This window comes from Pseudomonas sp. UBA6753 (assembly GCF_002453565.1).
GTDB lineage: Bacteria > Pseudomonadota > Gammaproteobacteria > Pseudomonadales > Pseudomonadaceae > Aquipseudomonas > Aquipseudomonas putida_Z.
In genome coordinates this window covers 69,226-81,958 of record NZ_DKHD01000057.1, presented here as the reverse complement: position 1 = coordinate 81,958, position 12,733 = coordinate 69,226, and the positions used below count along the sequence as shown (strand labels likewise).

Here is a 12,733-nt window from a genome sequence, read left to right as displayed (position 1 = left end):
GTGTTTCGGGTGCTGCTTGTCACAGTGGGGAAATCATGCCGAAACCCGCACATTTCTGTCAAGGCATGTTGTAGCCGATGTCTGCGGCCAGTTCGGTGATGGCCATGCAGATGGCCTGGGCAGCCTGTTCCGGGTCGGTATCGCCCAGCGGGTTATACGGGTAACTGGCCTGTAGCACACGTGCTGTCGTGCCCACGCGACAGGTGATCTTGCCGCTGTTGATCTGCATTCCGTGCACTGCAACCAGGTGCATGGCGTCGTTGCCGTCCTGGTGCGGGGTCCACGGCACCCAGGCAGTGGAATCCCCAACAAGCTTGTACCGGCCTGGATGGCCGTTCTGGTAAACCAGATCGATGTTGGCCGACTTCGCGGCCAGGCGCAGCAGCTCGCGCTCATTTACCAAAGTCTTGATGATGTCTTTCATGTCGCTCACGCGGCTTCCCTCTCCTCGCTCAGCACGCGCCCGACTGGGCGCAAGCACATGCCGTCGATGATACCAGCCTGATCGAACATGAGCTGCACCAGCCAACCCCACTGCCGGGCCCAGTTGCGGCTGTCCAGCTCGACGCCGTGGTTGCTGGCCAGCCAATCTCTGAACACCCACTGGGCGGCCATGGGGTCGGGGTTGGCGCCCATGCCGCCTTGTACCATGTGCCGGTACCGAACCAGGACGCCACGGGCAACCCACCACTCACGACTGTACGGCCTGCAGGTGCGTTTCTCCCCTCGCCGCTCCAGCTCAAGGTGAACATGGCCGGCCAACTTGGCCAGCGCCACTTCCTCCCAGTTGTTCGAAACCTCGGTGGTGATGACGGGGGCGTACAGGTGGTGGCCGAACTGCTGGTAATCCTCGGGCAGGCTGGCTATCGCGTGCTGCACCCTCCCCGCCAGCGCCATGTGGGCGCACTTGCCCGTGTTCTCCAAACGCTCTGGCCGGGTTTCGTTCGCCACGTAGCCACGCTTGGCGAGCTTTGCCCCCTCCAAGCCGTGGTGCATGACGCTGTCCCAGGGCGTGTAGTAGGCGTCGTGCCACGCCAAACGAGCGCTTCCAAGTCTCATACTGCCCCCTTGCGTAGTTCCGCGTAGTTCGTTGTGTTGCAGGTCAAGCTGCGGCCTCCAGCGGCACAATGCGCACGTGCACCCCCGGCACTTCGCCGTAGCGCTTGCGTACGAACGCGTCGACCACCTGCACGTCGTCTTTCCAGACCACGCCGTTGAGGCCGTCGTAGATCGCCTTGATGACGTTGTCCATGTCTGGCTTCTTGGTCGGGAACAACTCGCCGGCAATGGCCATGGCCTTCCGCTTTTTCGACATGGATTGAGGGATGGCCAGGACGATGCGCATCTCGACCATCACGGCGCCTTCCAGCAGCGTGCGGCCGGCCATGGCTTCGGTACCGACCATGGCAATCAAGCCCTCATAGCTGGCGGTCTTCTTGGGCGTGAACATGCGGGCGTGGCCACCGATGGTGCTGACGCGTGGACGGCCTTTGCCTACTGGGTCGCCTGGGACCACGAACTGGACTGGATTGAGATCAGACAAGGCCCACCCCCTGCAACACCAGCACGTAGCAGCCACGGCAGGTGTTGCCCATCATCGAGTCAATGCGGAAAGCCCCGTGGCACTGCACGCACTTGACCTTGCGGTCGCCCTCGGGCTCTTTCCAGCGCAGGAAGCCAGCGGCCTGGCGCGCCTTGGAGCACTTGTCGTGCTTGAAGTGAGCGCGGGACTTACCACACACATCGCAGCGCCCGCTTTGGCAGCGCACCTGCGGATCTACGCCGCGCGGGGTGCGGACTTGGGGTTCGTAGTTCATTCCTGAGACTCCTGCGTCACACCCAGCTCGCCCATTACCTCGGTGGCAATGGCGAAGCCAGGCGAACCCAGCGGGCATTCCTTGATGATTCGGTTCAGGCCGTCGATCAGATCGCGGGCCGTACCGATCATCATGTCGGCGTCGGCATCCATATCCAGTCCCAGGGCCTCTCCGATACTTCCGATATTTACGCAAACGTCCAAGAGCATGCGCTCGCTGCGCTTGGCATCCTTGCGCAGCGCTTCGTTCTCGGCCTTGAGCTGTTCGATTTCTTTGGACTGGGCCTCGATTGTGTGATGCATCGAAACCATTTCTTCCATGCGTTGGCGATCAATATCTAATCGGTTCATGCGTCTCTCCGGATGCCGAGCTTGGCAAGCAGCAGCGCACGTGCTGCTTTGCCGTCAGTAGGGATGTTCTGTGCGGTGACCAGGTCGCGGGCTTCCTGGTGGGACTTGGCCAGCTGGGCCTTCATGCCGCTGTCGTGCTCGATGCCTTGGGCTATGCGACCGTCGAGGGGCTGGGCGTTCTGGGCCCGGCGCTGGACGATGGCGTAGTTGCGCTCGAAGCGCTGGCGCAGGGCTTTGTCACTGTGCTTGGCCGATCTAAGGTCGAACGTGCCCGTGGCTTCGGCTGCGACCTTCACCGCTTCGTGGCTGTACTTGCCCATCAGGGACTCGGTCCAGGCCTGGTCGACGGTGGGCAGGCCTTGCACGTGCAGGCACATGGCTCGGAAGACGTTTGCCGGTGGCGGCCAGTCGAATTCGGTTGCGCGGTCCAGCAGCTGCTGCAAGCCGCTTGCGAGCTGTCGGCCAGTGAGCCCGCCCAGGATCTTGGCCCAGCTGTGTTCCTGATCAGCTGACACGCCAAAATTCGCCGTCCAGCGGTGGCCGTACATCTCGGTCATCTTCAGCCACAGGCTGTCCAGTAGCTGCTGCGGCAGCTTCGGTCTGTCGTCGATCGGCGATTGCGTTGCGGACCTGGTCGACAGCGGAATTACCTTGGCTTCGGTATCCACTGCCTTGAGCACCAGCGCCTTTACGCCCGGTGCGGTGCTGATTGGTTTCTGCTTGGGGAGTTCGCGGGTGTCCATTGGCCTTGCCCTCGCTGTTGGCGGCGTACTGGAGTTGTTTTTTCAGGAAGTCGACCAGTTGGTATTCCCACTGGGCTTGGGATTGCTCTTTCTCTGGCCTGACGGACCAGTACGAGCAAAAGGCGGCCAGACGCTCGGCAGTGAGCTCTGTCACTGGCACGGCGTTCTTGAAGGCGATTGCCTTGAAGGTCTTGGGGTTCGGTCCCCAGTCATCGAGCGGCATGGCGAAGTAGCCCGCGCGCGAATAACAGTGAATAGGATTAACGGATATCGGAGGTAGGTTGCTGATCAGCGATTCGGCTGATTCTGATGTGGTTGCTGATCCGTTATCGTCGCCGCTGGAAGCCACGGATTCCGTGGGCTCTGGCGTTTCATCTGTTGGTTGTTGATATGGTTGCTGATCTGGTTGTTCATCGGTTGCTGATCGTTTGGACGCACCATCCCAGTCCGCGTGTGGCAGCTGGAAAACCAAGGGTCCAATGGGGGTTACAGCACCGATGTTGATCAGGCGATCAACCAGCGAACGCACCTTCTGCCTGGTAGGGGATCCAGACTCGTGCCGCCCGCGCGTGGGAGCAATATACAACTCTTCACGAAACATTTGCTCGCTCAATCGGCGAACGACACCAGATACACCGGTCCGGTAGTCCATAAACCGGCGAATGGCGCAGTACAGCTTGAAGACGTCCGCAGGCTCATCAGCCAGGGCGCCCCACTCTGCGTCATTGATCTGGAAGGCAGGCATGTTTAGTCCCAGCCCAGCGGTCCGGGCCGCTTCTTCTCGGCCTTGAGGCCGATCCGCGCCATGGTTTCGAGGGCAGACAGGTACTCTGCCGTCACCACCATCGCGTCTTCCGGAACGACACGCAGCCCCAACGTTGCCAGGACCTGGGCCCACCGCTGGTACTCGCCATCATTCCACCGAGAAACGGTCGACTCGCTGCAACCCGCTTCCAGTGCGATCTGCTTTTGGCTCACCCGTGCAACACGCTGCAAGATCAAGGTTTCGATCTCTCGGGTGATGTCATGCCTTTCTTGGCTTAATGAGTTCGTCGACATGATCAGGCCGCCACCTCGTCGGTGCCGTCGCTGCTGAAGCGTTCGGGGTAGAGGATGTGCATCTCGGTCAGGTCGCCCTCAAACACCTGAACCAGCTTTTCAGCCAGTGAAGTGGAGGCCTTCTGAGCGCCGCGCTCGATCCGGGAGAGGTTTCCCGAGTCAACGCGGTCGCCCATGGCAGCCAGGCGGGCCGTTACATCGGCCAGCGTCCAACTACGGGAGAGTCGTGCTCGTTTCAACGGGGACATGGCATCTGCCTTCTGTAGGGTTGGTTCCGATATCAGTTTGCGCATCACGCAAATCAAACGCAAGCAAAATTTGCGCAGCGCGCTTTGCGTATCACGCATCAGGACAGAAGAATTCATCCCCATGGAAATAGGACAGATCATCAGAAAGACGCGGAAGGCCAAAGGCTGGACGCTTGAAGAACTCGCCAACCGGATCGGGACTGATGCCGGTAATGTGTCGCGCCTGGAGCGCGGCCTGCAGGGTGCAAGCAAGGAACTGCTGGCCAAGGTACTGAAAGAGCTGGAGATCAGCTTGAGCCCATCGGGTCAGCTGGACGAAGGGACGAACATCGCCTCCACCCTGCAGCCCACACGGAAACACAAGGAGTATCCGTTGATCAGCTGGGTGCAGGCCGGCGACCTCACAGAGTCGCCAAGCAACCTGGGGGCAGACTACGAGTGGTTCCCCTCCCCCGAAAACGCTACCGATATCGGCTTCTGGCTCAAGGTCCAGGGTGACTCGATGACTTGCCTGGGCAACCCCAGTTTCCCCGCCGGCTCGCTGATCCTGGTCAGGCCCGAGGCTGAAGTGATCAATGGCAAGTACTACGTCGTGGAAATGCTCGACAGCGGCGAGAAAACCTTCAAGCAGTACGTGGAAGACGCCGGAATCAAGTACCTGCGCCCGCTGAATCCGGGCTATCGTACGATGGAGATCGATGGAAACTGTCGGTTCATCGGTCGGGTGATCGACACCAAGATGACCGGCCTTTGACGGAGGCGCTCATGCTCAAGCCTTTGAACACCCCTATCAAACGCGCCGGCCTGGTCATTATGATCATTGGCCTGGCCCTCACCGCTATCACCTTCTGGCGCATCACTGGCGACAACTACTACCTCAAGGGCGCAGTCGGTGATTGGCTCGGTTCTATCCAGTTTAAGCAGCGTGCATTCCGTTTCTACTGGCCTGCGGCTTTGGGGTTCTACCTGGCGGTCGCCGGGCTGCTGCTCTCCTACCTCTACGAAACAACCACAGGCCGCCTTCTGCGCTGGATACAGCGCGGATAGACAAAAGCCTTTCCAAATATCCCGCCATTGAGCGGGATTTTTTTTGCCCATTCCGTCCGGTTTGCGCTTGACGCAAACAAAACTTTGCGCATAATGCAAACCATGACTTGCGCACTACGCAAAATTTGCGAAGGTCATGGGCCGCAGTCGAGCGAAGGCCCTGCCACCGGCAGAACGCGTACAGGGGGAGCCTCGCCCCGTGCCCAGCAGCTTGGATGGGCCTTGATCAAGGGAGAGCCAGTGGGCGAAGAGCCGCGACTGGCTGTTGGGCCCCCAGGGCCCCCGAACCAAGTCATCGCCCAGTCCGCAGGTGGCGTGTAACAGCGGCCCGCACCAGAAGATTTCGCGTCAGCGCCCAGCTCGGGCGCTTTCGGAAGTCAACCGGAGCACTCACCCCATGAACACCAACTACACCGTCATCCACCCGGATGGCACCGAACTGAATCTGAACATCAACCTGCCGGCGGCGCCGACGCTGCAAACCCTGCGCAGCCTGATCGTGCCTCACCTGGACGGCGGCGACCTCGAGCAGGTCGGCGTGCTGCACAACGGCAAGGGCACCGACATGTTTGTCGACGAGGAAGGCCTGCTGAAGCGCCTGCCCCGCAACGACAAGGCTACGGCCATCTACCGCGCCCATTACCTCAAGCAAAACCCAGGCGTTGATCCGGAGCAGCTTGGCTTCATCGCCGGTACCGCGGTCATCTTCGACCGACGTGTCTGGTTCTAAAGGGAGAACAACCATGGTCACCCCTGAAACCGCCGAACGCATGTGCAACAAGCTGGTTGAGGCCTACATAAACGCCTGCAAGCCAAGGGATTTGAACGACGTACTCAACTTGACCATGAAGCTGATCGGCATGGCCGGTCTGGCGATCGCAGCCACTCATGGCAAGGAAGCAGCAGTTGAGCTCATTCACTCAGTTGCTGAGCACGTTGGCGAGAACGCCCACCGCAGCCACGCCGAAATCGTCAAGAAGCATTGATTCGCCGCTTCCACTGGTTGGCCTTCCAGCGAGGGCCAGACAGGGAATCAACCGAGGATCCCACCATGTTCAATCAAACCGCGCAGACGGTGTTCGACGAGAGCATCGAGCGAGCGCTTGCGTCACCACCGGGCGAACTGGTGGCGGCCTCCGAAACTGAACTGAGCTATGTGGCCGGCATGACTGCCTACGCCCTGGCTCGCGGCGACATCACTGCCGAGCAGCGCGATCTGATCCATATGCGAATCGACATGGCGCGCTATCGCATGCTGGCCCAGAACCTCCGCACACAGCGCCTTGCATGGGCTGCACAACCATGAGCGCTTATGACCGCTGGCTTGACCCGCCCGACCTGGACGACGAGCCAGAACCCGCCGAAGAAGATGTCGAGCCGGACGGCTATCCGTTCCAGGCTGGCGACTGGCGCTCGGACGAGCGCGACATTCAACTGGAGCGCCGCTATGACCGCTAAGTGCCGGGGCTTCATCGCCCCAAACGCCCAACAGATGGTTGAAGCCCTGCAACGCCAGGGCTTTTTCATGTTCCGCGACCTGCCACTGGGCACCACCATCCGCATCCGCCGCGGCATGTTTGTGGTGCGCTTTCCATGACCCAGGCCCAGCGCCGGCGCCGGCATCTGATCTGGCGCGGCGCCTTCAACTCCCTTCTTGGCTGGACCGGCTGGCTGACGCTGGTTGCCCTGGCTGACCTCATCACAAGGTAAACACCATGTCCGTCACAACCATCCGGGCCTCTTCGTGGGGCTCGCTGTTCGACTGTGCCTACAAGTGGGAGTACATCCACATTCTCAAGCACCGGTCGCCCAGCAGTGGCCGCTCGCACCTGGGCACGGCCATTCACGCCAGCACCGCTGCTTTCGACGTATCCCGCATGAACGGCAGCAACCTGTCGGCCTACGACACCGCCGAGCTGCTGGTGCACACGCTGCGCAATCCCGACCAGGACATCGACTGGAAGGCCGACAAACTGACCCTGGCCGAGGCCGAGCGCATCGCCCTGCCCTTGCACACCCGCTACTGCAACGAGATCAGCCCCCGCTATGAGTTTGTGGCCGTCGAGCGGACCACTGAACCGCTGGAGATCGACTGCGGTGGCGGCACCATCATACGCCTGACCGGCCAGCTCGACCGATCACGGATCTGCAAAGCCGGTGACGGCAAGGGCATTGCCGACGTAAAGACCGGCGGCGCTGCTGTCGTGGACGGGGTCGCCAAGACCAAGGGCCATTGGGCCCAGATAGGCACCTACGAAATCCTCGAAGAGCACACCACCGGCGAGCCCTGCACCGCTCCGGCCCACATCATCGGGCTCAAGACCAAGGGCAAGCCAGAAACCGGCATCGGCGAGATCGTCGGCGCCAAGCAAATGATGGTCGGCACCGAGGATTTCCCCGGGCTGATCCAGATCGGCGCCGACATGTTGCGGTCCGGCCTGTTCCCACCAAACCCCCAGAGTTTCCTGTGCAGCGCGAAGTATTGCCCGCGCTGGTCCACCTGCCCTTACCACCAATGAGGTTCGCCATGAACGCCCAAGACCTGTACATCCGACTGGAAGACCCGGCCGGCAAGCACTCGCCAATCGTTTCGCACCACCGCGTGTGGGATCGCAATCGCTTCCTGGCGTCCTTGCGCAACACCCATGAGGTGAAGGCAAAGGAAGGCGATAAGCGCAATGTTTCCGTAGCCACCGAAGCCGAGTACCGCAAGTTCAAGGGCTACAAGGAGTGCGCAGCATGAGCCAGCCAACATCCCTGGCGCAGATGCAGACCAGCGCTGTCGCCAAACCCAACGATGCACCCATGTCTCTGCTGACCGGGCAAGGCTTCGACCAGATCCAGCGTGTTGCCAAGGCCCTGTCGGCATCCACCCTGGTACCAGTTCAATACCGGGCGTTTACCGAGAAAAAGGAATACGGCCGCGTGGTCGGCCATGAGCCAAATGGCGCGGGCCTGCCGAACTGCATCGTGGCGCTCAACATGGCCCAGCGCATGGGCGCCGACCCGCTGATGGTCATGCAGAACCTGTATGTGATCGAGGGGCGCCCGTCCTGGTCGAGCCAGTTCATCATCGCCTCGATCAACAGCTGCGGACGGTTCAGCCCGCTGCGCTTCGATATCAGCGAGCCGGGCAAGGCCGAGGAGATCACCTACAGCGCCACGTTCTGGAAGGATGGCAAGAAGGTCACTGAGCAGCGCAAGGCGAAGATCAAGCATCAGACTTGCCGCGCATGGGTGATAGAGAAGGAATCCGGCGACCGCCTGGATGGGCCACTGGTGTCTATCCAGATGGCGATCGAAGAAGGCTGGCTCACCAAGAACGGCAGCAAGTGGTTGACCATGCCAGAGATCATGCTGCGTTACCGAGCCGCCAGCCTGCTGGGCCGCCTGTATGCGCCCGAACTGCTGATGGGTCTGCAAACCCGTGAAGAGGTCGAGGACTACATCGACGCCCAGCAGGACGCCAGCGGCTCCTACACCGTGGACGTAAACGACCTCCGGAACAAAGAGCCGGAGCCACCGGCGATCATCGAAGGTGACGACGATGCAGGTGTGGTGGTTGACGACGAACCCGCAACAGAACAGGCAGAAGTGGTCACAGAAAGCCCCCGAAAAGGTAAAAAAACTGCCGATTCTGTAAAGGAAACCACCGAAAACGTCCAAGAAGAGCCGGAACCTGAGCAGGTTTCCGACCCTGAGGCGGACGCCGAAGACGATGCCCAGCCGGGCGATACCAGCAACCTGCAGTTCGAGTAAGCCGCCATGGCCGCCCAGACCGTGGAAGAACTGTATGACCGGGTCGAAGAATTCACTTCGCTGCTAGCTGCCGCCGACCTCCACGCGTCGGGCGCCTGGGAACAAGAGTTCGTCGAAAACATGCGGGCCAGCTTCAAGCGCTATGGCCCGCGCACCCTCCTGACATTCACCCAGCAGAAAAAGCTGGAAGAAATCGCCAAGTACTGAGGATCCCCAATGAAAGCTGAACACAAAGAGTTCATCGACCGCGCTTACCTGCACGGCGTTTCGCCGATGGTCTTGGCGCACGAGCTGATGGTGCACGACCTGGTCGAAGCGGCGTTGTTCGAACTGCGCAACATCAAGATGCCGTTCTTGCGGTTGGGCGAGGACGACCAGCAGGAAGTGATCGACCGCATCACCGAAAAGGCCAGCGATGTGGTGCGCTCCGCAGTGAGCATCATCGCCTCGCGTGGCGCCACGACCATCGAACTGACCATGAAAGAGGTCAAGTTTGATGCCAAGAAACTGACCGCGACCGGGATCATCGATGCCAAGGCGCCGAACCGGAAAGAGCTGATCGACAGCGCAGGTCACCTGTGCCTGCTGGTGATGGCGCCGGATGACTACCACGAAGGCACTGACTTCGTGAAGCCGGAGCGAGATCAACATGAGCTGCCGCTGAGCGTGTCGGAGATCGTTTCGGGCATGGGCCTGGAGCGCCAGCGCGAGGAAGAAGAACTGCCGGATGGGCCTGACTCGCTCTACGGCGAGGCGGTGTCCTTCGTGCGCAGCACTCGCCGGGGCTCAGTTTCCGCGATCCAGCGCCATTTGAAGATCGGTTACAACCGGGCAACCCGCATGATCGAGCAGATGGAAGCCGAGGGCGTGGTTACCCCCATCGATACCAACGGTGGCCGCGAGGTCATCACCCAGGCTGAACAGCAGCATGCTCAAGACGACAGCGATGTTGTCGACGCCGAATGGCCGGAAGACAGCCTGCCGATCAGCAAGGAGTTTGGCGACTTCGACTACAGCGAGGCTGCGCAGATCGTCTCCCTACACGGCCAGGTCATCGACGCTGCCTGGCTGCAGCGCCGCCTGAGCATCGACAGTGACCGCGCCGCCTCGCTGCTGCTGCGCCTGCTGGAAAGCAGCGTGATCCAGCTGGAAGCCGAGGGCGATTCCTCGCTCGAACACACTTACCGCGTCGTTGGCACCTTGGAACAGGCTGTCGACCTCAACCTGGAGTAATCCCCATGCACCTCGAACACATTTTCGTCGAGAACTTCCAGGGTCTGCGCAGCGCCAGCCTGGATCTGGCCACGCCGATCACCCTGGTGGCGGGTTTCAACGGCGCAGGCAAGTCGTCCTTGCGTGAGGCCATTGGCTTCGCCCTGGGCGGCTCCGGCCGCGTCCAGCACAAGAAGGACTACGGCAAGCTGGTCACCGAAGGCGAGAAAAAGGCGCAGATCATCGTGAGTCACGATGGCGCAGCCAGCAGTTTCTCGCTGCCGAAGGGCACCGCCGAGCGCCACAGCGTGCCCGGTGATGACTACCTGCCCTTTGTGCTGACGCCCGGCGCCTTCGCTGCGCTGGACGAGAAGGCCCGCCGTGCCCTGTTGTTCAAGCTGACCAGGTCCAGCGCCAAACCTGACGTTGTTGTGGGCATGCTGGCCAAGCGCAAGGCCAACCCGGACAAGGTCGAGAAGATCAAGCCGCTGCTGTTGAGTGGCTTTGGCGCTGCCCAGGAACAGGCCAAGGCCTACGCCGCCGAGTCACGCGGCGCCTGGAAGGCCATCACCGGCGAGCAGTACGGCAGCGAGAAGGCAGAAGGCTGGGTGTTTGAGGCGCCGGATAGCGTTTCCAATGCTGACGAGCGCGAAGAAGTTTTCAAGAAACACGCGAAAGTGCAGGAGGACATCGACAACGGTAACCGCTTTATCGGTGAGCAGGACTCCAAGCGCCAGGCAGCACAAGGCCTTGGCCAGCGTAAAGCCGAACTGGGAGAAGCCGCCGGCCTGTACGACCGCGCCGTAGCCAAGCGCACCACCACCGAGCAGGACCTGGCCAAGCTGGAGCAGCAACTGCCTGATCTGCAGGCCCAGTTGAAAGACCAGCAGGTAGGCTCTGGCGGCTGTGAATGCCCAGCCTGCGGTGTCGGCCTGAAGATCGTCGGCAGCAAGCTGGAGCTGTACCAAGGGCTGAAGCAGGATACGGCGGCAACCAGCACACTGGCGCTCGACATCACCAACATGCAGCGCAGCGTCGAAATGCTGCGCCGTACCCTGCAGAACGACATGGCGGCGGTGGCCAAGGCCGAGGCAGCCCGCAACGAACTGGCGCAGTTGGAAGGCCAGCAGGCCGAAGCCTTCGACCAGGACCGATACGACCGGTCCATTGAATCGCTCAACGCTCTGCGCAAGCAGGAAGGCGAACTGCGAGCCCAGTACAACGCGCTGTGCGAAGCGGCTGACGAAGCCAAGAACGCAGAAGCCAACACCCAAAAGGCCGCCGGCTACCACCTCGACGTCCTGGAATGGGTGCTGATCGAGAAGGCCCTAGCCCCTGACGGTATCCCCGGCGAGATCCTGGCCGGAGCCCTGCAGCCGTTCAATGCCAGCCTGACCCGCACGTCGAAACTCACCGGTTGGCCAGTCGTGCAAGTCTCGACCGAAATGGACATCACCGCCGGCGGCCGCTTGTACCAGCTGCTGAGCGAGTCTGAACAGTGGCGCTGCGACACGTTGCTGGCCCTGGCCATCGCTGTGCACTCTGGCTTGAAGCTGGTGATGCTCGATCGCTTCGACGTACTGGACCTGCCAGCGCGCGGGCAACTGCTCGGCATGCTGGTCAGCTTGGCCAAGGCCAACGAAATCGAAAGCGCCATCGTGCTGGGCACCCTCAAGGCCAAACCCGCCAAGCTTCCGCCGGAGATCAGCGCGGTATGGATCGAAGGCGGTGTCGCCCAGCAAGACCAGCCGATGCAGCAAGCCGGCTGACCCAATCCCCAGCAAGACCACAGGCGCCTCAGGGCGCCTTCTTTTCGCCTACAGGAAACCCGCCATGTCCTCACTGATCTGCGTCTTCGATACCGAAACCACTGGCTTCCCGAACTTCAAAGCCCCCAGCGACCACCCGGACCAGCCCCACATCGTCGACATCTGCGCCCTGCTCTACACCACCGAGGGTGATTTGGTCGACAGCTTCGAAGCCATGGTCCGCCCTGATGGTTGGAGCATCCCCAATGAAGTGTCGGTGATCCACGGCATCACCAACGAGATGGCCTTGGAGTATGGCATTCCAGAGGCCTGCGCCATCGAAGGATTCCTGAGCATCTGGAATCAGGCCGGGCTGCGCGTGGCGCACAACGTGTCGTTCGATGACCGGATCGTACGCATCGGCCTCAAGCGGTTCCAAGACGCATGGGTGGCCGAGTCCTACCGAGAAGCCCCCAAGTTCTGCACCTGCACTTCGACCACCAGCATCGTGAAGTGTCCACCCACCGAAAAGATGATCGCCGCCGGCCGCGGCAAGCAGCACAAGCCGCCAAGCGTCACCGAAGCGCTGAAGTTCTTCACCGGCGAAGACCTGGTCGGCGGTCACCGTGCCCGCCCGGACGCCGAGGCCTGCGCCCGCGTGTACTTCGCCCTGCAGGCTTACCAGTCGGTCGCGTAAATACTTCCACTTTGCGCCGGCCCAGCTGGCGCCACCTCTTCAAGGACGGCAGC

The 12,733-nt window shown here is 61.3% G+C and carries 23 protein-coding genes; 14 read left to right on the top strand and 9 right to left on the bottom strand.

Features of this window, described 5'->3' with window-relative positions:
• Nucleotides 1-58: 58 nt before the first annotated feature.
• From B2790_RS22070 to B2790_RS22030, 9 genes are read right to left on the bottom strand one after another with little or no spacing between them, the layout of a single operon-like run.
• Nucleotides 59-433 (bottom strand): hypothetical protein, encoded by a 375-nt coding sequence (locus B2790_RS22070; protein ID WP_286919751.1) that lies wholly within the window; start codon nucleotides 431-433, stop codon nucleotides 59-61.
• Nucleotides 430-1,059, bottom strand: a complete 630-nt coding sequence (locus B2790_RS22065; RefSeq protein ID WP_286919750.1) for a hypothetical protein — start codon at nucleotides 1,057-1,059, stop codon at nucleotides 430-432. Before B2790_RS22065 ends, B2790_RS22070 begins: the two co-directional genes overlap by 4 nt.
• A gap of 43 nt (nucleotides 1,060-1,102) precedes the next feature.
• Complete coding sequence (locus B2790_RS22060) at nucleotides 1,103-1,543, bottom strand: RusA family crossover junction endodeoxyribonuclease (RefSeq protein WP_286919749.1); 441 nt, start codon at nucleotides 1,541-1,543, stop codon at nucleotides 1,103-1,105.
• Nucleotides 1,536-1,817, bottom strand: coding sequence for a hypothetical protein (locus B2790_RS22055; RefSeq protein ID WP_286919748.1), 282 nt, complete (start codon nucleotides 1,815-1,817; stop codon nucleotides 1,536-1,538). The genes B2790_RS22060 and B2790_RS22055 overlap by 8 nt, the downstream gene beginning before the upstream one ends.
• A complete protein-coding gene (locus B2790_RS22050) occupies nucleotides 1,814-2,167 on the bottom strand; it encodes a hypothetical protein (protein ID WP_286919747.1) in 354 nt (117 codons plus the stop codon). Before B2790_RS22050 ends, B2790_RS22055 begins: the two co-directional genes overlap by 4 nt.
• Nucleotides 2,164-2,682: a hypothetical protein gene (locus B2790_RS22045; RefSeq protein ID WP_286919746.1), complete on the bottom strand. Its 519-nt coding sequence runs from the start codon at nucleotides 2,680-2,682 to the stop codon at nucleotides 2,164-2,166. Before B2790_RS22045 ends, B2790_RS22050 begins: the two co-directional genes overlap by 4 nt.
• Nucleotides 2,672-3,655 (bottom strand): DnaT-like ssDNA-binding domain-containing protein, encoded by a 984-nt coding sequence (locus B2790_RS22040; RefSeq protein ID WP_286919745.1) that lies wholly within the window; start codon nucleotides 3,653-3,655, stop codon nucleotides 2,672-2,674. The genes B2790_RS22045 and B2790_RS22040 overlap by 11 nt, the downstream gene beginning before the upstream one ends.
• A 2-nt stretch (nucleotides 3,656-3,657) precedes the next feature.
• Nucleotides 3,658-3,969, bottom strand: a complete 312-nt coding sequence (locus tag B2790_RS22035) for a CII family transcriptional regulator (RefSeq protein WP_286919744.1) — start codon at nucleotides 3,967-3,969, stop codon at nucleotides 3,658-3,660.
• Between the two features lie 2 nt (nucleotides 3,970-3,971).
• On the bottom strand, nucleotides 3,972-4,217 hold the full coding sequence (locus B2790_RS22030) for a helix-turn-helix domain-containing protein (protein WP_286919743.1): 246 nt from the start codon (nucleotides 4,215-4,217) through the stop codon (nucleotides 3,972-3,974).
• A 37-nt stretch (nucleotides 4,218-4,254) separates the two neighbouring features.
• Between B2790_RS22030 and B2790_RS22025 the strand changes: the two genes are divergently transcribed.
• The 14 genes from B2790_RS22025 to B2790_RS21960 all read left to right on the top strand — a co-directional run bounded on the left by B2790_RS22025 (nucleotide 4,255) and on the right by B2790_RS21960 (nucleotide 12,680).
• Nucleotides 4,255-4,971 (top strand): LexA family protein, encoded by a 717-nt coding sequence (locus B2790_RS22025; RefSeq protein ID WP_286919742.1) that lies wholly within the window; start codon nucleotides 4,255-4,257, stop codon nucleotides 4,969-4,971.
• Nucleotides 4,972-4,982: 11 nt separating this feature from the next.
• Nucleotides 4,983-5,264: a hypothetical protein gene (locus tag B2790_RS22020; protein ID WP_286919741.1), complete on the top strand. Its 282-nt coding sequence runs from the start codon at nucleotides 4,983-4,985 to the stop codon at nucleotides 5,262-5,264.
• A gap of 397 nt (nucleotides 5,265-5,661) precedes the next feature.
• Entirely contained in the window at nucleotides 5,662-5,994 is a 333-nt protein-coding gene (locus tag B2790_RS22015; RefSeq protein ID WP_286919740.1) for a hypothetical protein, read from the top strand.
• 13 nt (nucleotides 5,995-6,007) lie between these two features.
• Nucleotides 6,008-6,250: a hypothetical protein gene (locus B2790_RS22010; protein ID WP_286919739.1), complete on the top strand. Its 243-nt coding sequence runs from the start codon at nucleotides 6,008-6,010 to the stop codon at nucleotides 6,248-6,250.
• A 65-nt stretch (nucleotides 6,251-6,315) separates the two neighbouring features.
• Nucleotides 6,316-6,570, top strand: coding sequence for a hypothetical protein (locus tag B2790_RS22005; protein ID WP_241792112.1), 255 nt, complete (start codon nucleotides 6,316-6,318; stop codon nucleotides 6,568-6,570).
• Nucleotides 6,567-6,722: a hypothetical protein gene (locus tag B2790_RS22000; protein WP_286919738.1), complete on the top strand. Its 156-nt coding sequence runs from the start codon at nucleotides 6,567-6,569 to the stop codon at nucleotides 6,720-6,722. Before B2790_RS22005 ends, B2790_RS22000 begins: the two co-directional genes overlap by 4 nt.
• Nucleotides 6,712-6,861: a hypothetical protein gene (locus tag B2790_RS21995; RefSeq protein ID WP_241106649.1), complete on the top strand. Its 150-nt coding sequence runs from the start codon at nucleotides 6,712-6,714 to the stop codon at nucleotides 6,859-6,861. Before B2790_RS22000 ends, B2790_RS21995 begins: the two co-directional genes overlap by 11 nt.
• Nucleotides 6,862-6,979: 118 nt before the next feature.
• Nucleotides 6,980-7,783 carry a PD-(D/E)XK nuclease family protein gene (locus tag B2790_RS21990; RefSeq protein WP_232892041.1) on the top strand — a complete coding sequence of 268 codons (804 nt, stop codon included), beginning with the start codon at nucleotides 6,980-6,982 and terminating at the stop codon, nucleotides 7,781-7,783.
• An 8-nt stretch (nucleotides 7,784-7,791) separates the two neighbouring features.
• A complete protein-coding gene (locus B2790_RS21985; RefSeq protein ID WP_232862309.1) occupies nucleotides 7,792-8,007 on the top strand; it encodes a hypothetical protein in 216 nt (71 codons plus the stop codon).
• A complete protein-coding gene (locus tag B2790_RS21980) occupies nucleotides 8,004-9,023 on the top strand; it encodes a hypothetical protein (protein WP_286919737.1) in 1,020 nt (339 codons plus the stop codon). The genes B2790_RS21985 and B2790_RS21980 overlap by 4 nt, the downstream gene beginning before the upstream one ends.
• 6 nt (nucleotides 9,024-9,029) lie before the next feature.
• Nucleotides 9,030-9,230 carry a hypothetical protein gene (locus tag B2790_RS21975; protein WP_060545679.1) on the top strand — a complete coding sequence of 67 codons (201 nt, stop codon included), beginning with the start codon at nucleotides 9,030-9,032 and terminating at the stop codon, nucleotides 9,228-9,230.
• A gap of 9 nt (nucleotides 9,231-9,239) precedes the next feature.
• Complete coding sequence (locus B2790_RS21970) at nucleotides 9,240-10,256, top strand: DNA translocase FtsK (RefSeq protein WP_286919736.1); 1,017 nt, start codon at nucleotides 9,240-9,242, stop codon at nucleotides 10,254-10,256.
• Nucleotides 10,257-10,261: 5 nt separating this feature from the next.
• Complete coding sequence (locus tag B2790_RS21965; protein WP_286919735.1) at nucleotides 10,262-12,004, top strand: AAA family ATPase; 1,743 nt, start codon at nucleotides 10,262-10,264, stop codon at nucleotides 12,002-12,004.
• 64 nt (nucleotides 12,005-12,068) lie between these two features.
• The gene (locus tag B2790_RS21960; RefSeq protein WP_286919734.1) at nucleotides 12,069-12,680 is read left to right on the top strand and encodes a 3'-5' exonuclease; all 612 of its coding nucleotides are present in this window, start codon (nucleotides 12,069-12,071) and stop codon (nucleotides 12,678-12,680) included.
• The last annotated feature ends 53 nt before the right edge of the window (nucleotides 12,681-12,733 follow it).